24 protein-coding genes are annotated in these 26826 nt (G+C 72.5%); 11 read left to right on the top strand and 13 right to left on the bottom strand.

The features are described 5' to 3' along the window. Window positions 1–120 precede the first annotated feature (120 nt). Together IF22_RS0117000 and IF22_RS0116995 are read left to right on the top strand one after the other, a co-directional pair. Window positions 121–498, top strand: a complete 378-nt coding sequence (locus IF22_RS0117000; RefSeq protein ID WP_374224321.1) for a hypothetical protein — start codon at window positions 121–123, stop codon at window positions 496–498. Then, window positions 491–907 carry a hypothetical protein gene (locus IF22_RS0116995; protein WP_030333091.1) on the top strand — a complete coding sequence of 139 codons (417 nt, stop codon included), beginning with the start codon at window positions 491–493 and terminating at the stop codon, window positions 905–907. Before IF22_RS0117000 ends, IF22_RS0116995 begins: the two co-directional genes overlap by 8 nt. A 52-nt stretch (window positions 908–959) precedes the next feature. Here IF22_RS0116995 and fabG read toward each other — a convergent pair whose 3' ends face one another. Together fabG and IF22_RS0116985 are read right to left on the bottom strand one after the other, a co-directional pair. Then, entirely contained in the window at window positions 960–1718 is a 759-nt protein-coding gene (fabG, locus tag IF22_RS0116990) for a 3-oxoacyl-ACP reductase FabG (RefSeq protein ID WP_030333089.1), read from the bottom strand. A gap of 105 nt (window positions 1719–1823) precedes the next feature. Then, window positions 1824–3476, bottom strand: coding sequence for an alpha-amylase family protein (locus tag IF22_RS0116985; protein WP_030333087.1), 1653 nt, complete (start codon window positions 3474–3476; stop codon window positions 1824–1826). 57 nt (window positions 3477–3533) lie between these two features. Here IF22_RS0116985 and IF22_RS0116980 point away from each other — a divergent pair, with 57 nt between their 5' ends. After that, entirely contained in the window at window positions 3534–4148 is a 615-nt protein-coding gene (locus IF22_RS0116980) for a DUF1349 domain-containing protein (protein WP_030333085.1), read from the top strand. A gap of 57 nt (window positions 4149–4205) precedes the next feature. Continuing rightward, entirely contained in the window at window positions 4206–4877 is a 672-nt protein-coding gene (locus IF22_RS0116975) for a DedA family protein (protein WP_030333084.1), read from the top strand. 50 nt (window positions 4878–4927) lie between these two features. On the opposite strand, the gene IF22_RS0116970 is transcribed toward IF22_RS0116975, so the two are convergent. From IF22_RS0116970 to IF22_RS0116955, 4 genes are all read right to left on the bottom strand, one after another. Continuing rightward, window positions 4928–6313 (bottom strand): chitinase, encoded by a 1386-nt coding sequence (locus tag IF22_RS0116970; protein WP_030333082.1) that lies wholly within the window; start codon window positions 6311–6313, stop codon window positions 4928–4930. Window positions 6314–6461: 148 nt separating this feature from the next. Beyond that, window positions 6462–7871 carry a carbohydrate-binding protein gene (locus IF22_RS0116965; protein ID WP_030333081.1) on the bottom strand — a complete coding sequence of 470 codons (1410 nt, stop codon included), beginning with the start codon at window positions 7869–7871 and terminating at the stop codon, window positions 6462–6464. Between the two features lie 71 nt (window positions 7872–7942). Continuing rightward, window positions 7943–8695: a YidC/Oxa1 family membrane protein insertase gene (locus IF22_RS0116960; RefSeq protein WP_030333079.1), complete on the bottom strand. Its 753-nt coding sequence runs from the start codon at window positions 8693–8695 to the stop codon at window positions 7943–7945. Between the two features lie 100 nt (window positions 8696–8795). Further along, window positions 8796–9089 carry a DUF6412 domain-containing protein gene (locus IF22_RS0116955; protein WP_245233654.1) on the bottom strand — a complete coding sequence of 98 codons (294 nt, stop codon included), beginning with the start codon at window positions 9087–9089 and terminating at the stop codon, window positions 8796–8798. A gap of 161 nt (window positions 9090–9250) precedes the next feature. Between IF22_RS0116955 and IF22_RS0116950 the strand changes: the two genes are divergently transcribed. From IF22_RS0116950 to IF22_RS0116940, 3 genes are read left to right on the top strand one after another with little or no spacing between them, the layout of a single operon-like run. Beyond that, window positions 9251–10387: a carboxylate-amine ligase gene (locus IF22_RS0116950; RefSeq protein WP_209444569.1), complete on the top strand. Its 1137-nt coding sequence runs from the start codon at window positions 9251–9253 to the stop codon at window positions 10385–10387. 23 nt (window positions 10388–10410) lie between these two features. Continuing rightward, the gene (locus IF22_RS0116945) at window positions 10411–11790 is read left to right on the top strand and encodes an FAD-dependent oxidoreductase (RefSeq protein ID WP_030333073.1); all 1380 of its coding nucleotides are present in this window, start codon (window positions 10411–10413) and stop codon (window positions 11788–11790) included. A gap of 27 nt (window positions 11791–11817) precedes the next feature. Next, on the top strand, window positions 11818–12831 hold the full coding sequence (locus IF22_RS0116940; RefSeq protein ID WP_030333071.1) for a LacI family DNA-binding transcriptional regulator: 1014 nt from the start codon (window positions 11818–11820) through the stop codon (window positions 12829–12831). Between the two features lie 150 nt (window positions 12832–12981). Here IF22_RS0116940 and IF22_RS0116935 read toward each other — a convergent pair whose 3' ends face one another. From IF22_RS0116935 to IF22_RS0116925, 3 genes are all read right to left on the bottom strand, one after another. Then, window positions 12982–13938 carry a carbohydrate kinase family protein gene (locus IF22_RS0116935; RefSeq protein WP_030333069.1) on the bottom strand — a complete coding sequence of 319 codons (957 nt, stop codon included), beginning with the start codon at window positions 13936–13938 and terminating at the stop codon, window positions 12982–12984. Beyond that, complete coding sequence (locus IF22_RS0116930) at window positions 13935–15200, bottom strand: AGE family epimerase/isomerase (RefSeq protein WP_030333068.1); 1266 nt, start codon at window positions 15198–15200, stop codon at window positions 13935–13937. The genes IF22_RS0116935 and IF22_RS0116930 overlap by 4 nt, the downstream gene beginning before the upstream one ends. A gap of 235 nt (window positions 15201–15435) precedes the next feature. Next, window positions 15436–15861 carry a nucleoside deaminase gene (locus tag IF22_RS0116925; protein WP_030333066.1) on the bottom strand — a complete coding sequence of 142 codons (426 nt, stop codon included), beginning with the start codon at window positions 15859–15861 and terminating at the stop codon, window positions 15436–15438. Between the two features lie 83 nt (window positions 15862–15944). On the opposite strand from IF22_RS0116925, the gene IF22_RS0116920 reads away from it, so the two are divergent. Beyond that, window positions 15945–16826, top strand: a complete 882-nt coding sequence (locus tag IF22_RS0116920) for an aminoglycoside phosphotransferase family protein (RefSeq protein WP_030333064.1) — start codon at window positions 15945–15947, stop codon at window positions 16824–16826. Between the two features lie 26 nt (window positions 16827–16852). Here the strand turns inward: IF22_RS0116920 and IF22_RS0116915 are convergent, their stop codons facing one another. After that, a complete protein-coding gene (locus IF22_RS0116915) occupies window positions 16853–17662 on the bottom strand; it encodes an Fpg/Nei family DNA glycosylase (RefSeq protein ID WP_030333062.1) in 810 nt (269 codons plus the stop codon). A gap of 184 nt (window positions 17663–17846) precedes the next feature. On the opposite strand from IF22_RS0116915, the gene IF22_RS0116910 reads away from it, so the two are divergent. From IF22_RS0116910 to rocD, 3 genes are all read left to right on the top strand, one after another. Continuing rightward, window positions 17847–18743 carry a DMT family transporter gene (locus tag IF22_RS0116910; RefSeq protein ID WP_245233653.1) on the top strand — a complete coding sequence of 299 codons (897 nt, stop codon included), beginning with the start codon at window positions 17847–17849 and terminating at the stop codon, window positions 18741–18743. Between the two features lie 421 nt (window positions 18744–19164). Continuing rightward, window positions 19165–19980 (top strand): dimethylargininase, encoded by an 816-nt coding sequence (gene ddaH, locus IF22_RS0116905; RefSeq protein ID WP_030333058.1) that lies wholly within the window; start codon window positions 19165–19167, stop codon window positions 19978–19980. Beyond that, on the top strand, window positions 19980–21194 hold the full coding sequence (gene rocD, locus IF22_RS0116900; RefSeq protein WP_030333056.1) for an ornithine--oxo-acid transaminase: 1215 nt from the start codon (window positions 19980–19982) through the stop codon (window positions 21192–21194). Before ddaH ends, rocD begins: the two co-directional genes overlap by 1 nt. Before the next feature lie 52 nt (window positions 21195–21246). On the opposite strand, the gene IF22_RS0116895 is transcribed toward rocD, so the two are convergent. The 3 genes from IF22_RS0116895 to IF22_RS35425 all read right to left on the bottom strand — a co-directional run. Continuing rightward, complete coding sequence (locus IF22_RS0116895; protein ID WP_030333055.1) at window positions 21247–22401, bottom strand: FHA domain-containing protein; 1155 nt, start codon at window positions 22399–22401, stop codon at window positions 21247–21249. A gap of 221 nt (window positions 22402–22622) precedes the next feature. Further along, window positions 22623–23675 (bottom strand): fatty acid desaturase family protein, encoded by a 1053-nt coding sequence (locus tag IF22_RS0116885; protein WP_030333053.1) that lies wholly within the window; start codon window positions 23673–23675, stop codon window positions 22623–22625. Window positions 23676–23812: 137 nt separating this feature from the next. Beyond that, on the bottom strand, window positions 23813–26826 hold a 3014-nt coding region (locus IF22_RS35425), incomplete at its 5' end, for an SCO7613 C-terminal domain-containing membrane protein (protein ID WP_030333051.1).

Here is a 26826-nt window from a genome sequence, read left to right as displayed (position 1 = left end):
GAACAGGAACCGGGGAGACGCCTCGACGGGCCCTCGTCACACGCGGAGAGGCAGAGCACCCGCTTACTACGACGGTTAGTAGGCTGTCCCGGTGACCGAGGCAACGACCGGGTGGATCCGGTGAATTCGCCGGTGGACGGGCTCGTCGCGACCGTACCGATCGTGCTGTCGCTGCTCGTCGCGGTGTGGGCGCTGGTGGCGGCGGTACGCCACCGGCCGCCGGACCGGGTGCAGTTCGTCGGTCTGGCCGTACTCGAAGTGGCGTTGCTCGTGTTGACAGTGCTGGCGCTCGTCGCGGTCGGTGGCGGGGAGCGGCCCGGCGAGCCCGGCGCCTTCTTCGGCTACCTGGTCACGCTGGTGTGCCTGCCGCCACTGGCCTGGGTGCTGGCCCGGATGGAACCAACCCGCTGGGGCTCGGCGATCGTGTGTGCGGTCTGCCTGGTGGCCCCGGTGGTGGTGGTCCGATTGCAGCAGACCTGGGAGGTGCTCGGTGGTTGAGACGGAGCAGGCCCCCCGGCGTACGAACTCCGGCCCGGGTCGGCTGTTGATCGCGGTCTACCTGCTCTTCGCGATCGCGGCGACGAGTCGGGCCGGCCTGCAGATCGCCACCAAGTTCGACGAGGCCCCGGTGGCGTACCTGCTCTCCGGGGTGGCCGCGCTCATCTACATCGTGGCGGCGGTGGGATTGGCCCGCGCCGGGCACGCCGGCCGGCGGGTCGCGCTGGCATGCTGCTCCGTGGAACTGGTCGGGGTGGTCGCGGTCGGCATTCTGAGCCTGGTCGACAGGGAGCTGTTCCCGGACGAGACGGTCTGGTCGGGGTTCGGCAGCGGGTACGGCTACATCCCGCTGGTGCTGCCGGTGCTCGGCCTGCTCTGGCTCTGGCGCACCCGCCGCGCGCCGGCCTGACCCGGCGACGAGGGCGTCCCGCCGAGCGGAGCGCCCTCGTCGGCAGCGCGGGTCAGTCCCGGGGGCCGCCCGCGACGTAGATGACCTGACCGGAGACGAAGCCGGCACCCTCGCTCGCCAGGAACGAGATGGTGTGGGCGACGTCCTCCGGCCGACCCGGGCGACGGACCGGGATCTCGGCGGCGGCGTGCTTCTGGAAGTCGTCGAAGTCGACCTTCATCCGGGCGGCGGTGGCGGCGGTCATGTCGGTGACGATGAAACCGGGTGCTACCGCGTTCACTGTCACCCCGAACGGACCCAGTTCGATGGCGAGCGTCTTGGTGAAGCCCTGCAGACCGGCCTTGGCGGCGGCGTAGTTCGCCTGGCCCCGGTTGCCCAGCGCGGAGGTGCTGGAGAGGTTGACGATCCGCCCCCACCTGCGGTCCACCATGTGCTTCTGGGCGGCCTGGCTGAACAGGAACGCGCCGCGCAGGTGCACTCCCATCACCGTGTCCCAGTCGGCGTTGGTCATCTTGAACAGCAGGTTGTCGCGCAGCACTCCGGCGTTGTTGACCAGCACGGTGGGCGCGCCCAGATCGGCGGCGATCCGGGCCACCGCCGCCTCGACCTGGTCGCGGTCGGAGACGTCGGCGCCCACCCCGAGCGCCCGGCCGCCGGCGGCGGCGATGGCGTCCACCGTCTCCTTGGTGGCGGCCTCCTCGATGTCGACCACGGCGACGGCCATTCCGTCGGCGGCCAGCCGCCGGGCGGTGGCCGCGCCGATGCCGCGTGCGGCTCCGGTGACGATGGCGACGCGGGGCTCCTCCGACATGATTACCTCCCGGTAACGTGGGGTCGATCGAAGGAGCTTAACCTTCCACTGCTAGTTATCGGTGACGACCATGGCCGGATCCACGACACACCGGATCGCCGTGCCTCAGAAGCCCCGGCCCCGGCAGAGCCGGATCCACCGGTATCCGTGGCCGGAGACCTTCACCGCGCCGAGCTTGCCCAGCTCGCCGTAGCCACGGTCGGCGAGCACGTCGGTCGGCTGGTCCGCCTCCGGCTCGAGACTGCTGAGGTCGACCTCCACGTCGTCGGTGCCCAGGTTGTGCACGAAGACCATCGTGCCCGTCGACCCGTCGGCCCGGTGCGCGAGCACTCCGGGCGGCATCGCCACGTCGATGTGGGTCGTCGAGCCGGAGCCGATCTCCGGAGCCTCCCGCAGCGTACGGATCATGCGCTCGAACCAGCCGAGCAGCGACTTCGGGTCGCCCCGCTGGGCGGTGACGTTGACGTTCTGGTAGCCGAACTCACCCTTGTCGATCACCGGACGGACCAGCTTCTCCGGGTCCGCCGTGGAGAAGCCGGCATTCGGCTGGAACGACCACTGCATCGGGGTACGGATCGCCTCCCGACCGGGCAGCGACAGGTCCTCGCCCATCCCGATCTCCTCGCCGTAGCGCAGCACCGGCGTGCCGCGCATCGAGAACTGCAGGGCGTACGCCAGCTCGATGCGCCGCCGGTCGTTACCGAGCATCGGGGCGAACCGGCGACGGATGCCCCGGTCGTAGATGCGCATGTTCTCGTCCGGGCCGAACTGCGCGTACACCTGGTTGCGTTGTTCGGTGGTGAGCCGGGACAGGTCGATCTCGTCGTGGTTACGCAGGAAGGTGGCCCACTGCCCGCCGACCGGCAGCTTCGGGGTGTCGCGCAACGCCTCGATCAGAGACTCCGGGTCCTGCCGGGCGAGGGCGAGCATGAGTCGGCCGTTGAGCATGAAGTCGAAGAGCATGTGGATCCGGTTGCCGGAGCCGCTGGCGTCGCCGAAGAACGTCGGTAGCTGGTCCGGCTCGACGTTCGCCTCGGCCAGCAGGACGGCGTCACCGCGACGCCACTGGACGTGCTGGCGCAGCTCGGTGAGGAACTCGAAGTCCTTCGGAGAGTTCGGGTTGCCGGGCTCGGTCAGCTCGATGATGAACGGCACCGCGTCCATTCGGAAGCCGGAGACACCGAGCTGGAGCCAGAACGACATGATCTTCTTGACCTCGGCCCGGACCTGCGGGTTGGCGAAGTTGAGGTCGGGCTGGAACTTGTAGAACCGGTGGTAGAACCACGCCTTGGCGGTGCGGTCGTAGCTCCAGGTCTCCTTCTGCTCGCCGGGGAAGACCATGCCCTGGTGCCGGTCGTCCGGTTCGGTGTCGGACCAGACGAACCAGTCCCGGTACGGCGAGTCCGGCGACGAGCGGGCGGACTGGAACCACGGGTGCTCGTCGGAGGTGTGGTTGACCACCAGATCGATGATCACCCGGATGCCCCGGTTCTGCGCCTGGTGCAGCAGCTCGGCGAAGTCGCCGAGGGTGCCGAAGCGCGGGTCCACGTTGTAGAAGTCGGTGACGTCGTAGCCGTCGTCGCGGTTCGGTGACGGGTGGATCGGGTGCAACCACAGGCAGGTGACCCCGAGCCGGGCCAGGTAATCCAGCCTCCCGATCAACCCACGGATGTCACCGACCCCGTCGCCGTCCGAGTCGGCGTACGTGTCGATGTCGAGGCAGTAGACGACGGCTTCGGAATACCAACGGTCACCCATGCCGGAGAAACATCTCCGATCGATCACCGCGGCAAACCCTTGGTTATCGTGCCTGCCATGGGAAACGACCTGGTACCGCCGAGCGAACCGTTGGACTGGTCCCGGGGTGCCTGGCTGCACCCGCCGGTACGCGTCGAGGAGGGCCCGGCCGGTGAGCTGGTCGTCGAGCCGGCGGCGGACAGCGACTTCTGGCGCAGGACCAGCTACGGCTTCGTCCACGACAACGGACCGGCCCTGCTGGCACCACTGCCGGTGGACACCGCCATGGAGGTGAGCTTCCGGCTCGACTTCTCGGCGCAGTTCGACCAGGCCGGTGCGTTCGTCCGCGTTGACGAGCGCACCTGGACCAAGGCCGGCGTCGAGATCAGCGACGGGGAGGTGCAGCTCGGCGCGGTGGTGACCAGGGAGTTCTCCGACTGGTCGGTGGGGCCGGTGCCGGAGTGGGCGGGTCGGGAGGTGACCGTCCGGGTCAGCCGGGCCGGCGACGCGCTGACCGTCCGCGCCCGGGTCGACGACGAGCCGTGGCGACTGGTCCGGCTCGTCCCGCTGGATCCGGCGGCGGACGCGGTGGCCGGGCCCTTCTGCTGCGCCCCGTCGCGCGCCGGGCTGACAGTGGTGTTCACCGGCTGGCGGCAGGGGCCGGCGGACACCGCCCTGCACCCCGAGGTGTAACGACCGCTCCGGTGGGTATGACCGTACGATCCCGAGCACCGACGCGGAAGGACGACAATGGCGTACGCCCAGGCTGGCGACCCGTCCGAGTTCACCGGGTTGACCGGCTGGGTGGCTTCGGTGATCGAGGCGATGGGCCCGGTCGGCGTGGCGCTGCTGGTGGCGTTGGAGAGCATCGTCCCGCCGATCCCCAGCGAGGTCGTGCTGGCGCTCGCCGGTTTCCTGGCGCACGAGGGTCAGTTCAACGTCGTGGTGGTGGTGCTGGCCGCGACGGTCGGCTCGCTGGTCGGCGCGTTGGTGCTCTACTGGCTGGGCGCGGCGCTCGGCGAGGATCGACTCAAGCGCTGGTTGGACCGCATCCCGTTGGTGGACAGCGACGACCTGGAGCGGGCCGACAGGTGGTTCGAGCGGCACGGTCGGTGGGCGGTGCTGATCGGCCGGGTGGTGCCGGTGGTCCGCAGCCTGGTCTCCGTGCCGGCCGGGGCCAACCGGATGCCGCTGGGCGAATTCATCCTGCTCACCACCATCGGCAGCGGGGTGTGGAACGGCCTCATCGTGGGCGCCGGTTACGCGCTCGGGAGCCGTTGGCAGGACGTCGCGCGCTACAGCGACTGGTTCAACTACGCGATCGGCGCCGTCTTCGTCGTCATGGTGGTCAGTTGGGTGATCCGTAAGGTCCGCAAGCGTCGGGAGCGCGGCGACCGGCGGTCGGTGACCGCCGGCCGCTGATCCGAGCTACCGGTTACCGCTGACTTGTGAACAAGCGTCAGCCTGGGCTGTCAGGGCAGAGTGTCCAGGTGTGGGCCCACCGTGTTGGCGAAGCCGTTGCCGTTGCTGACGTCCCAGTTCACCGACCAGGTCATCGCGCCCCGGATGCCGGGGTACGTGCGCGGCGGGCGGAAGCTGCCGCAGTTGGTGCCCCGGGCCAGGCAGTCCAGGGCGGCGTTGACGACGCTGGGCGCGACGATGCCGCCACCGGCCGCACCCGCTCCGGCGGGCAGGCCGAGGCCGACCTGGTCGGGGCGGAGCCCGGCCTCCAACTGGATGCAGGCCAACGCGACGATGAAGTTCACGGTGCCCTGGCCGTACGCGGCGTTCTGGTCGCAGCCGAGCATCGCCCCGGAGTTGTAGAACTGGGTGTTGACGACGGTGAGGATGTCCTTGATGTCGAGCGCCAGCTTGAAGTAGCCGCCGGCCGGGTTCTGCATGTCGATGGTCTGCGGGGCCATCGCGATGATCAAACTCGACCCGACCTTGGCTCGCAGCGCGCGCAGCGCCTGCGCCATGTACGTCGGGTTGAGGCCGTTCTCCAGGTCGATGTCGATCCCGTCGAAGCCGTACCGGGCGATCAGCGCGGCGGCCGTGTCGGCGAACACGGTGGCTGACGCGGCGTCGTTCACGGTGACCCGGCCGGTCTCACCGCCGACCGAGAGGATCACCCGCTTGCCCCGGCTGTGCAGGGTGCGGACGTCGTTGGTGAAGTCCGCGTCGGTGTAGCCGCCGAGCGACGCGGCGAGCCCGGGGTCGATGCCGAAGGTGAGCGCGCCGGGTGTCGACGTGGCCTCGGCGAAGGCGACGGCCACCAGGTCGTACTCGGCGGGCACGTCGCGCAGCCGCAGCTCGACGGCCGGGTTGTCGAAGTTGTGCCAGTAGCCGGTCAGCAGGTGCTTGGGCAGGTCACCGGTGGGCGGGTCGGTCGGCGGCGGGGTCGTCGGAGGCGGCGTGGTGGGCGGTGGGGTGGTGGGCGGCGGCGTGGTGGGCGGGGTGCCGCCGCCGCAGGCCGCGCCGTTGAGCTGGCAGCCGCTCGGTGAGCCGGAGCCGCCGGCCAGGAAACCGAAGGAGACCGAGGCACCCGGGGCGATGACGCCGTTCCAGGACCGGTTGGTGAAGGTGTGCCGCTGGCCCGCGGAGGTGAGCAACGCGTCCCAGTAGCTGCCGAGTGTGGTGCCGGACGGCAGGTCGAAGGTGAGGCTCCAGCCGTTGATGGTCGAGCCGCCGCCGTTGGTGATGGTGTACTTCCCCTCCCAACCGGAGCCCCAGTCGGCGGTCTTGACGAAGCTGGCGGTGACTCCGGCGGCGTACGCGGGCAGCGCCACCCAGGCCGCGCCGAGTGCCGCCACCAGGGTGGCGACGAGGGACAGGACAAGGGTTCTGGAGCGTTTCATGCGACCCTCCGGGCCCGGGCGGGCATTTATGGACGTCAACGTTGGCGCTAATTATTAAGACAGTTAACTGTTTCTGTCCAGGGGTCGACACGGATGCGCGGGCCGCCCGTCGCGTGACCATCGCGACGGGCGGCCCGGGACACCCCGGTCAGCGGCGGAAGGTGAACCAGTTGACGTTGACGAAGTCGTTCGGCTGGCCACTGGTGAAGGTCAGGTACACGGAGTGCCGACCGGTCACTGCTCCCACGTTGCCGGGCACCGAGCGCCAGCTCTGCCAGCCGCCGGTGTTGCCGATCGCGAAGCTGCCGATCGGCGTGGCAGTCGGGCTGTCCAGCCGTACCTCCACCAGGCCACTCACCCCGCTGCCCGCGCCGGAGGCCACCCGCGCCACGAAGTCCCGCGCCGAGGTGGAGCCGAACTCGACGTTGTCGTAGCGAACCCAGTCCCCGTTACGCAGCGCCCCGATGTTCTGCCCGCCTTCGGAGCACGCCTCCACGATCACGCCGTTCTGCGCGTTGAACGACTCGGCCTGGATCTGCGCGTACGCGTCCCTCGTGCCGCCGGGTGGCGGCGTGGTGGGCGGCGGGGTGCTGCCGCCGCCGCGCTGGTACACCGCCACGTAGTCGACGAGCATCGGCCGCCCCGGGACGGTGGCAGGGGTCGGCGTGCCGCTGCCGGCCACGCCGTTCGGGAAGGCCCCACCCATCGCGACGTTGAGCAGCAGGAAGTAGCCCGCGTGCGAGGTCATCTGCGACCAGGCGGACGCACCGACCTGGCTGGACGTGACGGTGTGGTAGAGCTGCCCGTCGACGTACCAGCGCAGTTGTTGGGGGCTGATCGAGGCGTCCCACTCGAACCGATAGGTGTGGAACGCGGACTGGCAGCTCGCGCCCGGGCAGGCCCGGGACGCGCCGAGGCCGTTGGACTCGTTGCACGGCCCGCCCGGTGCGACGCCGCAGTGCAGCACGCCCCAGACCGAGTTGATGCCGTTGACGTTCTCCATCACGTCGAACTCACCGATGCCCGGCCAGTTCTGGTAGTTGCCCCGGTAGGGCGCGCCGAGCGCCCAGAACGCCGGCCAGTAGCCCGCAGCTGCGGCACCGGTGACGTTCGGCATCTGGATCCGGCCCTCGATGGCCAGCACGCCGCCGGCCGGGGCCTTGAAGTCGCTGCGCACGGTCTCGATCCGGGCGGAGGTCCAGCCGCCACCGCTGTCGCGCAGCGGCGTGATCCGCAGGTTGCCGCCACCGTCGTGGCTGACGTTGGCGGTGCTGGCGGTGTAGTTCTGGATCTCGCCGGTGCCCCAGTTGCCCGGGCCACCGGGATAGCTGTGACCGGTGTCGATGATCCAGTTGGCGGACGACGGCAGGCTGCCGGCCGCGCCGGTGAAGTCGTCGCTCCAGACCGTGCTCCAGCCGGCCGGGGGTGGCGGCACGGCCGCCTGCGCGGTGACGGTGGCGGCGGCCAGGACGGTGGTGGTGGCGACGAGCAGGACGGAGGCCAGCCGCAGCCGACGTCGGACGAGCGGGGCGGCGGGGGCCGCTGAGGGAGGTGGCATGGACGTGCCTCTCTGCGGGGACGGATCGAGAGAGCGCTCTCTCAGAGTTGTACTTCCCGTCCACACAGTTGTCAACGTCGATCTACGTCGGCAGTCGGAGTTGCCTGCGGGCGGCGGAGCACCGCCTGCTCGATGGCCGACCAGACGCTGGTGGTCACCAGGTAGATCACCGCGGCGAGCGGCAGCACCAGCGCCACCAGCACCGTCGTGAACGGCAGCAGGGGCAGCAACCGGCCGAGCGTGGCCGCACCCGGCCCCTCGGTCGGCGTACCGGCCACCGTGCCCACCGCCGCCGACGCCCGGCGGGCCCGCCGCGACGACCACCAGGCCACCGCCAGCAACACCACGAGCAGTACGCCGAACAGCGGCCCGGCCGCCCCGGTCAGCCCGTCGCTGAGATGGTGACCCAGCCGCACCCCGGTCAACCGCTCGTCCAGCAACCCGGTGCCACCCTCGCTGGTGCTGAACAACCGGTACAACACCAGCAGGAACGGCGCCTGGAGGAGCAACGGCAGGCAGCCGGCGATCGGGTTCGCGCCGGCCTCGCGGTACAACGTGAACACCTCGCGCTGAAGCGTCGCCGGGTCGTCGGCGTACCGCTGCTGAAGGTCACGCACCTGTGGGGCGAGCGCCGCGCGGCGCCGCTCGCCGCGGACCTGCGCGACGGTCAGCGGCGAGATCAGCAGGCGGACGGCGATGGTGAAGAGCACGATGGCGGCGGCGGTCGCCGCGCCGCCGGCCAGTGGTTCGAGCAGCTCGGTGAGCCAGGACAGCGCGCTGCCGGCAGCGGCGACAGTGTCGTGCAGTGGTGCGAAGGCAAGCATGGGAAACCCCTCGGTCCGATTCCGGTGAGGCCCTCCCCCGGGCGGCGTCCGCTCAGCGAGGGGGCCGGTGACGGCGGGATCGGCCGCGCGGCGGCGGGCGCTACGCGGCCGAGGGGTGCCCCGGAGCACGGGGACGAGGGCGACCGGCGGCATCCGGGTCGATCTGGCGGGGCATTCGGCGACTTCGGGAGCGGGCCCGCAGACCAGCCCACCGTGGCCCGGCACCGGACGCGCCCGCCCGGTCCCGCACCCGGGCCGCCAGCACCACCGCGAGCAGCACCAGGGCGGTCAATGCGGCACCCGCGAGCAGGTCGGCCGGGCGGCCCGCGAGCAGGGTGAGCTGGGCGAACGCGGACATCCACGCGACCCCGACAAAGCCCAGCAGCACCGGCACGGGCTCAGCATAGGACCCGCTGTCACGTCGCCCAGCCGAATCCGGCGGCCCGACCCAGTACGACGTGTCGCCGCCACGTTTCCCGGCATCGCCACGTTGGGTAACCAACGGCGGACCGACGCGGACGGACCGCGAACGGTGGAAACGGACGGGTGATGTCGATGACCGGTCAGGTGGCCGAGGTGCCCAGCGACATGGCTGCGGCGACCGGATTGCTCACCGTGGGTGTCGAGGAGGAGTTCCTGCTCGTCGACCCGCACACCGGGGCTGCGGTTCCGGCCGTGGACCTGGTCATGGAGCAGGTTCCGGCCGAACTCCGCGGGCAGGTGGAGCGGGAGTTCCAGACCAGTCAGATCGAGATCGGCAGCCCGCCCGGTCTGGAGCTCTCGTCGATCCGGCACTCCCTCGGCGTCCTGCGTCGGGCGCTCTCCGACGCCGCCGAACGGGCCGGCGTACGGCTGCTCGCCATCGGCACCGGCCCGGTGGACGGCCCGGTGCCACCGGTGGTGGACAAGCCCCGCTTCGACCGGATGATCGAGCGGTTCCGGCTGCTCGTTCCCGGCCCCGGCAACAACGGGATGCACGTGCACGTGGGGGTGCCCGACCCGGACACCGGCGTGCAGGTGCTCAACCACGTCCGGCCGTGGCTGCCGATGCTGCAGGCGGTGACCACCAACTCGCCGTTCGCCCGGGGCGAGGACACCGGCTACGCCAGTTGGCGCTCGGTGGAGTGGGAGCGCTGGCCGTCGGTGGCGCCGACGCCGTTCCTGGAGTCGCATGAGCACTACCAGCGGCTGATCCGCCAGTTGATCTCCACCGGGGTGATGCTGGACGAGGGGATGCTCTACTGGTACGCCCGGCTGTCGGCGAAGTACCCGACGGTGGAGCTGCGCATCGGCGACGTCTGCCCGTCGGTGGACGACGCGGTGCTGGTCGCCGCCCTGGTCCGGGCGCTGGTGGCCACCGCGATGGCGGATGTCGAGGCCGGCCGCCCGGCGTTGCGGACCGACCACCACCTGCTGGTCGGCGCGCACTGGCGGGCCGCCCACGACGGCCTCGAGGGTGAGGGCGTCGACGTCACCACGGGCGAGCTGGCCCCGGCCTGGGAGCTGCTGGACCGGTTCGTCGAGCGGATGCGGCCGGCGCTGGAGGAGCACGGCGACTGGGCCGAGGTGACCGACCTGCTGGCTGGGCTGCGCCGGCACGGCAGCGGCGCGGCACGGCAGCGCGCCGTGTTCGAGCGCACCGGCCAACTCACCGACGTGGTGCAGGACGTCGCGCGGCAGACCCGCGGCTGATCGTCGCGTGACAGGATGAACTCGTGGCCCAACGGCTGATCGTCATCGGCGGGGACGCCGCCGGAATGTCGGCGGCGTCCCAGGCCCGACGCCGCCGTGGTCGCGACGACCTGGAGATCGTGGTCTTCGAGCGCGGCCACTTCACCTCCTACTCGGCGTGCGGCATCCCGTACTGGATCAGCGGGCTGGTGCCCGACCCCGAGGCGCTGATCGCCCGCGATCCGGAGGTCTTCCGCCGGGAGCACGCGATGGACGTCCGCATGCGCCACGAGGTCACGACCATCGACCTGGAGCGCCGCGAGGTGGTGGCCCAGAACCTGGAGGACGGCGGCGAGGTCCGTGAACGCTTCGACGACCTGATGTACGCCACCGGCGCGGTGCCGGTGAAGCCACCGTGGGCGGTCACCGACGCGCACGGGGTGTTCGGCATGCAGACCCTCGACGACGGGGCGGCGCTGCGCGACTGGCTCGACGCCGACCCTCAGCCGCGCCGGGCGGTGGTGATCGGCGGCGGATACATCGGCGTCGAGATCGCCGAGGCCATGATCCAACGCGGCCTCTCGGTGACCCTGGTGGAGGCGGGCGAGCAGCCCATGTCGACGGTGGACAGCGACATGGGCGAGCTGGTCGCCGACGCGATGCGCGGCCTCGGCATCACGATCCGGGGCAGCCTGCCGGTGACCGGCCTGGAGGAGCACAACGGCCGGGTGTCCGCCGTGGTCACCGAAGAGGGGTCGATCCCGGCCGACGTCGTCGTCCTGGGTCTCGGCGTACGCCCCAACACCGCGCTCGCCGAGGCGGCCGGGCTGCCTCTCGGGCCGACCGGAGCGATCCGGGTCGACCGCCGGATGCGGGTGCCCGGGCTCCCCGGGATCTGGGCGGCCGGCGACTGCGTGGAGACCCTGCACCGGGTCAGCGGGCTGCCGGTGCACGTGCCGCTCGGCACGCACGCCAACAAGCAGGGCCGGGTCGCCGGGATCAACATCGGCGGCGAGTACGCCACCTTCACGGGCGTGATCGGCACGGCGGTGACCAAGGTCTGCGACCTGGAGGTCGGTCGGACGGGTCTGCGCGAACGCGACGCCAAGGCTGCCGGCTTCGAGTTCGTCTCGGTGATCGCCGAGTCGACCAATCGGGCCGGCTACTACCCCGGTTCCCGGCCGATGACGGTCAAGCTGATCGCCGAGCGTCCCAGCGGCCGGTTGCTCGGCGCGCAGATCGTCGGTTGGTCCGAGGCGGCCAAACGGATCGACACGCTGGCCGTGGCGCTGTGGAACGGCATGACGGTGGACGATATGACGCAGCTGGACCTGGGCTACGCTCCGCCGTACGCGCCGGTGTGGGATCCGGTGCTCATCGCCGCCCGAAAAGCGGTCGACGCGCTCGCCGCGCTCGACCGTTGACCCGCGCCCGCCGTGGAGGACCACCCCGTGACCCAGACCCCGACCCGGCCGACGACGCGTCGGCGCCCCACCATGGTCGACGTGGCCCGGCGGGCCGACGTCAGCCTGAAGACGGTCTCCCGGGTCGTCAACGACGAGCCGGTGGGGCAGGAGTTGGTCGGCCGGGTGCTGGCCGCCATCGCCGAGCTGGGCTTCCGGCGCAACGACATCGCTCGTAACCTGCGCTCCCGGCAGCTCAACGCCACCGTCGGGCTGCTGATCGAGGAAATCGCCAACCCGTTCTACGCGACCATCGCCAGCGTCGCCGCCGAGATCGCCGCCGCCCACGGCACCATGCTGATCACCGCGTCCTCCGAGGAGGACCCGGAGCGGGAACGCGCCCTGCTCCAGGACTTCACCCAACGCCGGGTCGACGGTCTGCTGGTGGTGCCGGCGGGCCTCGACCACTCGTTCCTGCGGCGTGAGGTCGAGCTGGGCATGCCGGTGGTGTTCCTGGACCGGCCGCCGCAGGGGCTGCAAGCCGACGCCGTGCTGTTGGACAACCGGGGCGGCAGTCAGGCCGGGGTCAACGCGCTGCTCGACGAGGGGCACCGGCGGGTCGGGCTGCTGCTCGGCGCGCCGAGTGTGCCCACCATGCGTGAGCGGCTGACCGGGGCCCGGGCGGCGCTGGACGCCGCCGGAGTCGAGCCGGACGATTCGCTGGTCCGCGAACGGCTCATCGCTCCCGAGGAGGCCGGGCGGGCGGTCGCCGCGCTCCTCGACCTCCCGGAGCCGCCCACCGCGTTCTTCTGCGCCAACAACCGGCTCACCGTCGGTGCGCTCCAGGAGTTGCACCGGCGGGGCAGTGACGCCGCGCTGGTCGGCTTCGACGACTTCGAACTGGCCCACCTGATGCCCCGGCCGCTGACCGTCGTCGCGTACGACACCCGGGAGCTGGCGAGGGTCGCCACCGAGCGACTGTTCCAACGGATAGCCGGCGACGACACCCCGCCCTCCACAACGGTCCTCCCCACCACCCTGCTGAAGCGCGGCCTCCCCTAACCCCCTCCCTCCCCCGGCCCCGCGCCCACACCCCACCCCACCGCACGCGCGATCTTGCGGTTTCTGTTGTCGCTTTGTCGGCATATCGCCCGCTCTGCCGGGACAGAAAGCGCAAGATCGCGGAGGTGGGGAGGGGCGGCGCGGGCAGGGTCAGGCGGGGTTGGTGGTGAGGAGGGCTTCGACCTCGGCGCGGGTGGGCGGGTTGGCGCCGCGGCGGGCGCAGGTCAACGCGGCCACCGTGGCGGCCCGCCGGAGGACCACACCCCACTGCGGCCCGGTCACCGCGGCGAGCCGGTCGGCTGGCCGGTCACCGAGCGCGTCGAGGTCGGCCAGCGCGGCCAGCAGGCCACCGGTGAACGAGTCGCCGGCACCGACGGTGTCGACAACAGTGGTCCGCACCGCCGGCTCCTCGTGCAGCGAGCCGTCGGGCGCGAGCAGCCAGGCACCCTCGCCGCCCCGGGTCACCACGGCGCAGGACACCCCGGCCGCCCGCCACTCGGTCATCACGTCGGCCAGCGACCGGTCCGGGTAGAGCCAGGCCAGATCCTCGTCGCTGGCCTTGACCAGGTGCGCGAGGCGGATCTGCCGGCGTACCCGCTCCTGCTCCGCCGCCCGGTCCGTGACGATGCTCGGCCGCAGGTTGAGGTCGATGGAGACGGTGAGCCCGTCCCGCTGGCGTTCCCGGGCGAGCAGGCCCTCCAGCACTTCCGCACCGGGGGCCAGCGCGAGCGCGAGGGATCCGGTGTGCAACGCGACCGCCGGTGTTCCGGCCAGTTCGGGCAGCTCGCGCGGCGTCCACTGCCAGTCCGCCGCACCGGCCAGCCGGAATTCGTAGCTGGCCTGCCCGGCGGCGTTCAGCGTGGCCACCGCCACCGACGTGGGCTCCTCGGCGTGCACCGCCCACCCCAGGTCCACCCGGTTGGCGCTCAGGTGCTCGACGAGCTGCCGACCGTACTCGTCGTCGGCGAGCCGGGCCAGCAGTCGTACCGGCTGGTCGAGCCGGGCCAGTGTGACAGCGACGTTCGCCGGGGAGCCACCCGGCACCGCCCGCTGACCCTCGGCGGTGACGACCAGGTCGATCAGTGCCTCACCCGCGACGACGATCACGCGGTCACCTCCCCCGGTGCGAGCGGGCCGGGGCCACCGAGCCCGTCGGCCGCGCGGGACAGCAGTACCGCCTGGTAGGCGTGGTAGACGTCCGGTCGGCCGTGCCAGACCGTGCCGGCGGGCCGGTTCTGCGCGTCCAACTCGTGCCGCCATCCGGTCTGGTCGATGAGACTGCGGCGGGCGTACGCCCAGAAGGCCCGGTACCAGTCGAGGTAGACCGCGTCCCCGGTGCGCCGGTGCAGGGTGATCGCCGCACCGACGGCCTCGGCGAGCACCCAGTGCATCCGGGAGCGCACCACCGGCCGGTCGTCCCAGTCGATCGTGTAGACGAAGCCGTCCGCGCCGTCGGCGGCCCAGCCGCGACGCACGGCGGCGGCGAACAGGGCGCGGGCGTCGGCGAGCAGCCAGCGGGGTGGCTGCGGCAGCACCGCCTCCAGCTCCAGCAGCAGCCGGGCCCACTCCAGCCAGTGCCCGATGGTGGAGCCGTACGGCCGGAACGGGTCGGCGGGCTGGTCCCGGTTGTAGTCGGGCAGCGGCGACCAGTCGGTGGTGAAGTGTTCGGGCAGCCGCCAGTCGTGCCGGGCCGCCTCACCGTGCACGAGGTGGGTGGCGATCCGCAGGGCCCGGTCGGCCCAGCTCGCGTCGCCGGTGGCGGCGGTAGCGCCGAGGAACGCCTCGACCATGTGCATGCTGCTGTTGGCGCCCCGGTAGTCCTCGGTGACCGTCCAGTCGCGGTTCCACGACTCGCGGACCGCCCCGGCGTCCTCGTCCCAGAACCGGTCCCGCACGACGGCCAGCACGTCCGCGAGCAAGCGGTCCGCGCCGGGCCGTCCGGCGCGCGCCGCGCTGGAGGCGGCGAGCAGCACGAACGCGTGGTCGTAGCCGGCCTTGCGGTCGTTGACGGGTGCGCCCTGCTGGTCCACCGCGCTGAACCAGCCGCCGTACCGGTCGTCGCGCAGCAGCGTGCTGAGCGCGGCGACCCCGTGGTCGACCAGGGCGGCGGCGTCCGGGTCGCCGTTGCGATGGGCGAGGGCTGCCACGTGGGTCATCCGGCAGGTGATCCAGGTGTGGATCGGTTCGCCCCGATCCGGGGTGCGGTCGTCGGTCAACCACCAGAAGCCGCCCTCGGCCCGTACCGAGCGGCGGGCGGTGTCGAGCAAGGTCCGGGTCTGGTCGGCGAGGAAGTCGTCCAGATCGGGCAGGTCTGTCGACCCCGCCGGAGCGGGGGTCGTTGCGGCGTCGGATCGGGGCACGTCGGTCATCTCAGCTGGTCACCGTTGGGTAGGAAAGGGACATACGGCCAGGATCGGCGGACAGACCGGGTCCGCGCCGGGAAACCGTCAAGGGGACACCGCGAACCGGGTGCGGTAGGGAGAGGATCATGCACACAATCCCTTCCCTTTTGTCCGTTGACATCGTTGTCACCGGTCAACCCTGCTCCGGCAGCCGGCCGACTGTCAATTCCGGCTGCGTCACACCACAGCGGGACAGCTTCGGTCAGTAGTAGTCGTCGATCGGCCGACGTGCCTCCTCGAACAGCGCCGGCCCCTCGTACCGGACCGGGGGCAGCGCCGGGGTGGGCGGCTTGACCTCCTCGAACTGCTCGCTGGACAGCGCGTACACCACCCGGCCGAGGCCAGACCGCTCGATCGCTGTCGCACACATCCCGCAGGGCTGGCAACTGGTGAACATGGTGGTGCCGGCAGCCACCTCGGGCGGAAGCTCCCGGGCCGCCCAGACGGCCAGCTTCAACTCCGGATGCGCGCTGATGTCCGCGTCGGAGACCACCGTGTTGTGGTCCTCGACCAGGACCACGCCGGCCGCGTCGACAAGCAGCGAGCCGAACGGCCGTTCGCCGGACGCCCCAGCCCGCCTGGCGATCTCCACGGCCTGGCGGAGAAACTTCTCGTCGTCGGGGGTCATCGATCCTCCTCGCCAATCTGCACCCGTCCACGCTAGCCACTGTGGACCGGCACAGGAACGCCGTGACAGCCCAGGAGGACCAGATGGATCTGCCCGAGGGACTTGACTGGGTACGCGGATCACCCGCCGGTCGCGCCTGGCTGGCCACCCTCCCGACGTGGCTGGCGGAGTGCGCGCAGCAGTGGTCGCTGCGACTCGACCCACCCTTCCGGTACGCGTACGCCTCGCTGGCGCTCCCCGCTCAGCTGCCCGACGGCACGGCGGCGGTGCTGAAGCTCCAGTACCCCGACGAGGAGAGCCGGCACGAGGCCGACGCGTTGGCCCACTGGGACGGTGACGCGGCGATCCGCCTGCTCGCCCACGACCCCGGGCGGCGCGCCCTGCTGCTGGAACGCTGCCAGCCCGGCACTCCCCTGCACGACCTTCCGCCGGACCGGGCGCTCGACGCGGTGATCGGGCTGCTCCCCCGGCTCTGGCGACCGGCCGGCGCGCCGTTCACCCCGCTGGCGCAGGAGGCCGCCGGCTGGATCGACCGGATGCCCCGGGCCTGGGAACGGACCGGCCGGCCGTACCAGCGGCGGCTGCTCGACGCGGCGCTCGACCTGCTCGGCGACCTGGCGTCGAGCCAGGGTGAGCAGGTGCTGGTCAATCAGGACCTGCACGCCGGCAACGTGCTCGCCGCCGACGCGCTCCCCGGCGACCGGGGGCCGTGGCTGGCGATCGACCCGAAACCGCTGACCGGGGAACGGGAGTTCTCGGTGGTGCCGATGGTGCGCGGCCAGGAGTTGGGGCACTCACCGGCCGCCGTCCGGCACCGGCTGGACCGGCTCTGTGCCGAGCTGGGGCTGGACCGGGAGCGGGCTCGGGGTTGGACGATCGGGCACACGCTGGCCTGGAGCGTCGCCGACGACGTTGTCTTTGCGCAGAATATCGAGGTGGTCCGCTGGCTGCTCGACGCCGACTGAAGCCGCTCAGCGTCAGGACGACCGGCTCAATCCACCTGACAGGTACGACACCAGTAGAGGTTGCGCCCGGCAAGCTCACCACGGCTGATCTCGGTGCCGCAGACGTGGCAGGGCGCCCCGGGGCGGCGGTAGACGTACACCTCGCCACCGTGCCGGTCCACCCGGGCCGGGCGGCCCATCGCCTCGGGCAGGTGCGCATCGCGGACCGTGTCGATGCGGCCGTGCTCCACGGCGAGCCGCATCAGCCCGACCAGGTCCGCCCAGAGCGCGTCCCAACCGGCTCCGGTCAGCTGCCGGCCGGGCATCGTAGGCGACAGCCCGGCCCGGAACAGCGCCTCGGTCACGAAGATCAAGCCGGTGCCGGCCACCACCGACTGGTCCAGCAGCAGCGCGGCGAGAGGTGTGGCACTGCGCGAGATCCGGGCGTACGCCCGCTCCGGGTCGGCGTCGCCGCGTAACGGATCCGGCCCGAGGCGGTCCCGCAGTGCCGCCACCTCGGGCGGGGTGAGCAGCTCGCAGGCCGTGGGGCCACGCAGGTCGAGCCAGTGCCGGTCGCTGGCCAGCCGCAGCCGCACCTGGCCGACCGGCTCCGGCGGCTCCCCCGGCCCGTCGGCGAACTTGCCGTACAGCCCGAGGTGTACGTGCACGGTCAGCTCACCGGCGTAGTGGTGCAGCAGGTGCTTGCCGTACGCCTCGGTGCCGTCCAGCACGGTCCCGGAGAGCCGGGCCGCACCCTCGGCGAAACGACCCTGCGGGCTCGCGGCGTGCAGCTTGTCCCCGGCGAACAGCTCGGCGTGCCGGGCCGCCAAGCGGTGGATCGTGTGTCCCTCTGGCACGGGTGCCAAGGATAGCCAGTCCCGCCCGGCCCGGGCCGCGCGCCGATCAGGGCCCGCATCAGCCGGGCTCGGCGCTCGTACCCAGGATTGGTGTCAGGAAACGCCCAGGTGGGTATTTGAGGTACGACACCGCGTGGGTGCCACCCTTTCCGTCGGCCACCACGCATTCATCAGGAGGTGTGTAGTGGTCAGGATTCCTTCGCTGTCCCGCCGGTCCGAGCCGGCACCGACGCGGGACGAGAACCTCGACGGCCGCGTGGACGGCCGCGACACCGCGGTCACCGAGACCGGCCCGACCGGTGACAACGCCGGCCGGCCGGTGGTCACCGACCGCGACGCCGACCAGACGACGTACCGCAGCGCGGGCGCCACCGACGGCCAGACCAGTGAGGCCGAGCGGCGGGCCAACGAGCGGGCGGCGGTTGCCCGCGCCGCCACCGCGCGGCCGGTGGAGCCCGAGCCCCGGGCCGGCACCGCTCGCCCGGTCGCGCCCGAACCGTCCAACGGCGCCACCCGTCCCGTCGCACCCGAGCCCGTGTCCGGCACGACCCACCCGGGCGCCTCCGAGGCCCGCACCGGCACCGCAGAGACTGCGGAGACCGACGCCCGGCCCACCGTCACCCCGAGCACGGCACGCACCGCCGAGCGCGACAGCGTCACCCGGCGGTCCGACACCACCGACCGGGCCACCACGGACCGCCCCGTCGACCCGACTCCGGGCGTCACCACGCCCGAGCCGCCGGTGACGCGGGGCCCGAAGCCACGCGCCAGCCTGCTCGCCACGCTCGGCCTGATCGTCTCGGTCGCCGGCGCGATGTTCGTGCTGACCGGCACCCTGGCCGGGTACGGCATCGGCCTCGGCGCGTTCGGTGCGGTGCTCGCGGTGCTCGGCCTGATGGCCACCCGCCGTCGGCACGTCGCCGGCACTACCGACGCGCTCTTCGGCGTGCTGATCGGGTTGGCCGCGGTCGTGATCGGGGTGCTCGCGATGACCGGCCAGTTCGACTGGCCGACCACCGACGGCGACTGGGTGCAGCGCTTCCGCGAGTGGCTTGACTCACAGTTTGTCGATCGTTTCTAGCGGGCACTGTTCCGCTCGCCGGTGATGCACCGGCGAACAGCCGGCGGTTCGCCGGCAGCCCGACCAGTCCGGTGGTTCACCGGCCGGGCGACACCCTTTCAGGGGCGGCGGTTCGCCGCCCCTGAAGTGTGTCCGGGGGTTGACAGTCCCTCGACAGGGACGACGACGACTTCCCCGGCGTAGCGACGCCGCCGGATGGGTGAGCGGCCCGGCGTTGGGTGGCCCGAAGCGCGATTTCCGACGGACGCCGCCGTGACGCAACGAATCACATCCGGGAACCGCCCAGACGCAACGAATCTTCGGTCTGCGCAACTCTCGGTGGTGGATCCTGCCGCTGACGCCGCATAACGTTGAGTCACGGCGCCAGCCCGTGGGCCACGGTGGCCGGGCGCGCCCGACCCCTGGGAGCAGGACAATGACGATGGACGCCACCAGCCAGCGCCTGTTGATGTGCCGGCCGACGTACTTCGCCGTCGACTACGCCATCAACCCCTGGATGGACCCGAGCGCGCCGGTCGACGCGGCGCTGGCCGTCCGGCAGTGGGAGCAGCTGCGCCAGACGTACCGTGACCTGGGCCACACCGTCGAGGAGATCACTCCGGTGCCCGGCCTGCCCGACATGGTCTTCGCCGCCAACGGCGGCACCGTGATCGACGGCAAGGCGATGGCGGTGCAGTTCCGTGACCCGCAGCGCGCCGACGAGGCGCCGGCGTACCGGGCCTGGTTCGAGGCCGCCGGCTTCGAGATGTACGACCCGAAGCACGTCAACGAGGGCGAGGGCGACGTCCTGCTGGCCGGTGACCACCTACTCGCCGGCACCGGCTTCCGCACGGCACACGCCGCACACGCCCAGTTGCAGGAGGTCTTCGGCTACCCGGTGATCACCATGCAACTGGTCGACCCGCGCTTCTACCACCTGGACACCGCGCTGACAGTGCTCGACGAGCGGACCGTGGCGTACCTGCCCGAGGCGTTCTCCCCGGGCAGCCGGGCGGTGCTGCGCCGGCTCTTCCCCGACGCGGTGCACGCCACCATGGCCGACGCCGAGGTGCTGGGGCTGAACGCGGTCAGCGACGGGCGGCACGTGGTGCTGCCCGCGCAGGCCACCGACCTGGCCGCCAAGCTGCGCGACCGGGGCTACGAAACCATCGGTGTCGACCTGTCCGAGCTGCGTAAGGCCGGCGGCGGACCGAAGTGCTGCACACTGCGACTCCGTCAGGGAAAGGCAAGCAAGTGATAGTGGATGACATCCTGCGGACGCCGGGAGCGGTCCGGGACGCCGAGCGCTGGACGGCGCACAACTACCACCCGCTGCCGGTGGTGATCTCGTCCGCCGAGGGCGCCTGGCTCACCGACGTGGACGGCAAGCGCTACCTGGACTGCCTGGCCGGCTACTCCGCACTGAACTTCGGTCACCGGCATCCGCAGCTGATCGCCGCCGCGCACGCCCAGCTGGACCGGCTCACGCTGACCAGCCGGGCGTTCATCCACGACCAGTTCGCCGACTTCTGCCGGGAGCTGGCCGAGCTGTGCGGCAAGGACCTCGTGCTGCCGATGAACACCGGTGCCGAGGCGGTGGAGACCGGCATCAAGGTGGCCCGCAAGTGGGGCTACCAGGTCAAGGGCGTGGCCCCCGGGCAGGCCAACATCGTGGTCGCCGAGGGCAACTTCCATGGGCGGACCACCACCATCGTCAGCTTCTCCACCGACGAGGACGCCCGCGCCGACTTCGGGCCGTACACCCCGGGCTTCACTGTCGTGCCGTACGGCGACCTGGACGCGCTGACCGCCGCGATCGACGAGAACACGGTGGCCGTGCTGCTGGAGCCGATCCAGGGTGAGCAGGGTGTGGTGGTGCCGCCGGAGGGCTACCTGCCCGGCGTACGGCAGGTCTGCACCGAGCGCGACGTGCTGTTCATCGCCGACGAGATCCAGTCCGGTCTGGGGCGTACCGGCGCGACCTTCGCCTGTGACCACGAGGGCGTCGTGCCCGACATGTACCTGCTGGGCAAGGCGCTGGGCGGCGGCATCGTGCCGGTGTCCGCAGTGGCCGCGAACGCGGACGTGCTCGGCGTGCTCAAGCCGGGCCAGCACGGCTCCACCTTCGGCGGCAACCCGCTCGCCTGCGCGGTGGCGGTCGAGGTGGTCCGGCTGCTGGCCACCGGCGAGTTCCAGCGCCGCTCGGCCGAGCTGGGTGAGCGGTTGCGGGCCGGCCTGGAAGGGCTGGTCGGCAAGGGCCTGGTCGGGGTACGCGTCCGTGGCCTGTGGGCCGGTCTGGACATCGACCCGGCGCTGATGAGCGGCCGGGAGGCGTGCGAGCGGCTCGCCGCGCGCGGGGTGCTGGCCAAGGACACCCACGGCTCCACCATCCGGCTCGCTCCACCGCTGGTGATCACCGAAGAGGAGATCGACCTGGCGGTGAACGCTCTGGCCGAGGTGCTGGCTGGCTGACCCAGAACGTGGTGGAAGGCGGGCGTCGGGCCTCCGACGCCCGCCTTCCGCGTCAGGGTCGGGGGAGGCGCATAGCCATCGTCGGGGCCTCGGCCATCACCGAGGTGGGGGTGAACGGGGCGCCGGTGGGCAACTCCTCGGCGCGGCCGATCTGCACGCCCGGGTACAGCTCCACCATGTCGTTCTCGCCGAGCACCCGGGACTGCTGCGGGGCCAGCGGGATCCGGTCCGACTCGGCCATCGAACCGGCCGGGCGGATGCCGGAACCGTTGGTGCTGACGTCGGTCACGATGACCTCGCCAACCCGCAGCTCGAAGCGGACGTGACCACGGCTGATCCAGCGTCGGGCCTCGTCGTTGAGCCACTGCCCGAGCATGATCCCGCCGTCCTGCTCGGGGGCCCGGCCAGCCACCACCGGCTGCTCCTCGCTGAGCACGAACCGCCGCCGGACGAGGCCGCCGACGCGCACCGCGAGCACCTCCGTACGCGGGCGCGGCCCGGCGTCGCCGAGCCGTGCGCCGTGCCGGGGGCAGGTCGGCACGCCGTTGCGCAGCGCGGGCGGCGGCTGCGCCGCGGGGCTGCGGTCGGCACCGCCGGCCAGGTCGGCGAACGCGCCGCCCCCACCACCGCCGCCGAACAACGCGCAGCCCGACTCCGGGCAGCGCCACTGGCGGGCCAGCAGCTTCACGCCGGTCGGCGAACGCTTGCCGGCCACCGGCGCGTGACCCCCGCCGACGTGCGCGATGAACACCGGCCCACCGGCGCCGGGGACCGGAGCGACCACCCGACCGGGCTGCTCGACCAGCCACGGGAACCGACCGCGCAACCCGTCGAAGCGGACCCGGCTGAGCACCGGCAGACCGAGCAGGTCGGCGACCTCCAACATCCGGTCACCCGGGTTGTCGAGCACCTCGACGAGCCCGTCGTCGGCCCAGCGGCGGACCACCATCCGTTCGTTGGAGGTGAGGTCAGCGTCGGAGAGTAATGCCCGGTGCACCACCGCGTAGACCTGGACGCTGTCCTCCTCCAACTCGCGGGAGAGCGCGTCGATGACCATGCCGAGGCGCAGCAGGCTGGCCGGCCGACCACCATCAATGTCCTGGTAGCGGATCACCTCGGCCAGGTCGACCACGGCCCGGGCCAGCGACGGGTCGGTGCAGACCCGCCCCTCGATGGCGTCCAGCACCTTGCTGATCTCGAATCTCATGCCACGCTCCCGACGATGTCGTCGATCCGCCGGGTCGGGGACCAGCCCGTCAGCCCGCCCAGCTCATCTCGCACCGCTCCCGCGGTGAGCAGGTCTGCCATGCGCCGACCCTACCGGGGACGACGGACGGCATCGACCAGCGGTAGCAGGGTGTCGATCGACCCGGTACGCAGGCGGGGGCGGTGCCGCCCGGCACCGCCCCCGCCTTCCCCCTGGTGTGTTCAGCCGCGCAGCGGCCGCCCCACCTCGTGCAGATGACCGAGTGCCTGCCGGTACGACTCGACCAACCCGGTCTCGGCGTACGGGATGCCCTGCTCGACGCAGTAGGCCCGGACGATCGGCTGGGCCCGGCGCAGGTTGGCGCGCGGCATGTTCGGGAACAGGTGGTGCTCGATCTGGTAGTTGAGACCGCCGAGCGCGGTGTCCACCAGCCGGCTGCCCCGCACGTTGCGGGAGGTCAGCACCTGCTTACGCAGGAAGTCCAGCTCGTCCTCGGCGGTCGGCATCGGCATGCCCTTGTGGTTCGGCGCGAACGCGCAGCCCATGTAGAGGCCCCACAACGCCTGGTGCACGACGGCGAAGAGCAGCGCCTTGACCGGGGACATGACAGCCAACAGCAGTGCCACGTACGCGGCGGTGTGCACGACGAGCAGTGCCGCCTCGACCGCCCGGTGCCGCATCGGGACGGTGTACCCGCCGTTCGGCTCCCGGCCGATGATCGCCCGGATGCTCGCCACGTGCAGGTTCAGGCCCTCCAGCAGGAGCATCGGGAAGAAGAGGTACGCCTGCCGCTTGGCCATCCAGCGACCGATCCCACGGGTCTCCAACGCCTGCTCGGGGGTCCACACCAGGGCACCCGCGCCGACGTCCGGGTCCTCGTCCTCGTGGTTCGGGTTGGCGTGGTGCCGGTTGTGCTTGTCGACCCACCAGCCGTAGCTGATCCCCACCGCCACGTTGCCGGCGAACAACCCCACCAACTCGCTGGGGCCCCGCCGACGGAACATCTGGCGGTGCCCGGCATCGTGACCGAGGAACGCGACCTGGGTGGTGGCCACCGCCATCAGTGCCGCGAGCGGAAGCTGCCACCAGGAGTCGCCGAGCAGGAACACGGCCACCCAGCCGGCCACGAAGGCACCGAGGGTGAGCACGATGCGGGTGACATACCAGCCGGGACGCCGCTCCAGCAGGCCCGCCTGGCTGATCCGTCGGGACAACTGTGCGTAGTCACTGCCTCGCCGTCGTACCGGCGGTTCCGCCACCGCTCCGAGCGCCATCGCTGCTCCCGTTCCGCTTGCGCCCGTACCAGGGTGGTTCGGGCTTAATGTCAAGTCTCCCGATCGCGGTAGCGCTGAGTAACCCCGACAACCCCCGAATAGTGGGTAGGGCAGGCCCTACCTTCCTGACTTCAAACTCAACTCAGCCGCCCAACTGCCGCGCGCAGTCGAGCCAGGTCACGTCGACGTCGCTCGTAGGTGGCGGCGAGCCCGACCAGCGCCAGCCCGCCGACCCCCAGATAGATCCACCGGGGCAGCAGATCCCACCCCCGGGCCACCTCGCGCAGTGCCAACAGCGTCAGCACCCCGCCGCCGAGCAGCACCGGCGCCTGCCACCGGCGGGTCGCGCCAGCCAGCACCACGCCGACCGCCGCCGCGCCGAGGAGCAGTCGCCGCCACGGCTGCGGGTCTGGCCCGGCCAGCACCGACACGAGACTGGGCAGCAACGCCGCCACCAGCCCCGGGCCGAGAGCCGGCCAGCTGGTCAGCCCCGGCCGGGTGCGCAGCGCCAGCAGACCCGCGCCGACGGCGAGCGCCGCAGCCGGCAGTGTGTACGCCTCCAGCACCGTCACCCCACCGCCGGCCAGCAGCACCCAGGCCCCGAGCAACTCGCTGCCGGCGGCGATCCCGGCGAACACCCACCGTCGACCGGCCGGTTCACCCCGGCGCAGCAGTCGCAGCGCGACGGCGACACCCCAGAGCACGCAGACGGTGGCGAGATGCCGTGCCACCTCGACGGCGAACACCGCCGCCACCAGCGCGACAGCCTGCGCGGCGGCATCCAGCACCCGTCCCAGCCGGGCCCGCGCCGGGGTGAGCGCCGCAGCGGCCAACGTCACCGCGGCCACCCCCAGCAGTGGGTACGCGGCCGCCCGCAACGGCAGCCCGCCGGCGAGCGGGGCGGTCACCGCCAACGCGGACGCCACACCCACGGCGGCGAGACAACCGACGACCCGTACCGCGGACCTGCGCGCCCCGACGGCGACCGCGACCGCCGCCACCAGCAGCACCGCCTCGGCCGCGAGCGTCGCCGTCCGGGTGGCCAGCAGACCCGCCACACCGGATGCCACCAGCACCACGCCCACCGGTACGGCGACCGGGGCGAGCACCGGGCGGGGCGGGGCCAGCGCGGTGAACAGCAGCGCGGCCAGCCCGGCGAGCAGAACGGCGGCCGGCAGCACCGGCCAGGGCGCCCCGATCGCGATGAGCAGCACCGGCAGCGCCGCCGCGACGAACGGCAGGGCGGCCGGCACCGGCAGCCCCACCCGCCGACCGGCCAACGCCCCGGCCACCGCCAGCACGACCAGCGCGAACCCCACCGGGAGCACCGTCGGGTCGGCGACGACAGTCGGAACCCCCGACCACACCCGGCCCCGCCCGCCGTGCGGCGACCCGAGCGCGGTCAGCACCGTCGGCAGGGCCACCAGCACGGCCACCGCCGCCAGCGTCCCGCCCGCAGCCAGCAACAGCGCCGACCGGGCCGGCTCGCGCTCGGCTGCCGAAGGCCGGTCCCCGAGGGCCGCCGGACCGGAGGCGCTCACCGACGGCGCCCAGCAGGCGACGACCGCGACGCCCAGCGCCGCCAGCGCGGCGTACAACGCGAGCGGCTCGTCACCCGCCCCGACCAGCGGCGCGAGGGCGGGCACTGCCACCGCGACGACGGCGCCGGTCTGCGCGTACCCGATCAGCTCCACCCGACGACGACGCGCCGCGAGCGCCGCGACCAGCGACAGCCCGGCCCCCGCCAGCGCGAGCCGGGCCTGCCACCACGGCGGGGCGCCCGCGGCGAACAGCGCCACCGCCGCGATCGCGGGCAGCGTGAGCTGCCCGACCAGCAGACCCGCACCGGCCACCTCCCGGTACGCCCCGACCCCCCGTCGTACGCCCAGTGCCAGCCCGAGCGCGGCGAGAACGCCGAGCGCCACCAGGGCGCCGGTCGGGGCGGCCAGTGCGACAAGCAGCCCGTGCCCGAGCAGGACGGCACCGCCGAGCGCACGGGTGAGCAGGGCGACCGGCGGGGTGGCCGGGCGGGCCAGCACGGCGAGCAGCAGCGCGACCCCGCCGACCAGGTCGACGGCGACCACCTGAGCCCAGGAGGCCGTCCAGCCGGCGGGCACGGCCAACAGCACCGCCACCGCACCGGCCGTGCCGAGCACCGCCCGCGCGTTGCGGGGCAGCAGGAGCACCGCCGCGCCGACCGCCAGCGCCACGGCGGGCGCCAACTGCCAACCCCAGCGCAGGTCCGATCCCAGCCCAGCCCCACCCCACGGCGGCAGTGACCGGCCGACGGCGGCGGCCGCAAGCCCGATGGTGATCAGCACCGTCACCTGTGCCGTGCCCGCCGCGACGAACAGCGCACCGGCCCGCGCACCGGCCCGCCAACCGTCGCCACCGCGCGCCGCCGGCAGTAGCCGCACGGCAGCGGCCAACCCGAGCGCCACCGCCGCCGTGGCGAGCAGCAGCACCGACGGCCGCAGCTCGGCCACCGGACGCAGCACTGCGCCGGCGAGGACCGGCACCAGCAGGCCCGCCGCCACCGCCCGCAGCGCCCGCCCCCCGACGAGCCAGGCCGCACCAAGCCCGACCAGCGCGACCAGCAACAGCGGCACACCGGCCAGCAGTGCGGAGCCCCCCGCCCGCCCGCTGACCAGCGGCACCAGCGCGCACGCCGCAGCATTCAGCAGCGCGGCGACATGGGCGATGCCGGCCAGCACCCGACCGACGAGCTGCGCCGCCCCTTCCCGGCCGCGCAGCGCGGCAAGCACGGCCAGGTTCAGCAACGCCACCCCGAGCAGAATCAGCGCCCACCCGGCCGCCCCCGCCCCGGTCTCGGCGGCGAGCAGCGGCAACGCCGGCTGAGCGGCCACCAGGGCGGCGAACCACGGCCCCGTCAACCCGCTCCACCTGCCGTACGCCACGGCAACCGCCGCGCTGGCCCCCCCGACCAGCGCGGCGTACCGGCTGCCCGGCCAGCCGGCCACGCCGGCCAGGTTCACCGACCAGGCCGCGTAACCGTCCAGCACCACCAGCAGCAACCCCACCGCGGCGAACGTCTCCGCCGTACCGCGCAGCCCCCGGCGGACCGCCAGCAGCGGCACACCCAGGGCGAGCGCGGTGAACGCGGTCAGGATCAACGCCCGCCCGCCAACCC

This window comes from Micromonospora parva, from assembly GCF_000718515.1.
GTDB classification, from domain to species: Bacteria; Actinomycetota; Actinomycetes; order Mycobacteriales; family Micromonosporaceae; genus Micromonospora; species Micromonospora parva.
Note: the sequence above shows the minus strand (reverse complement) of the source record. Positions and strands in the feature narration are given on the sequence as shown.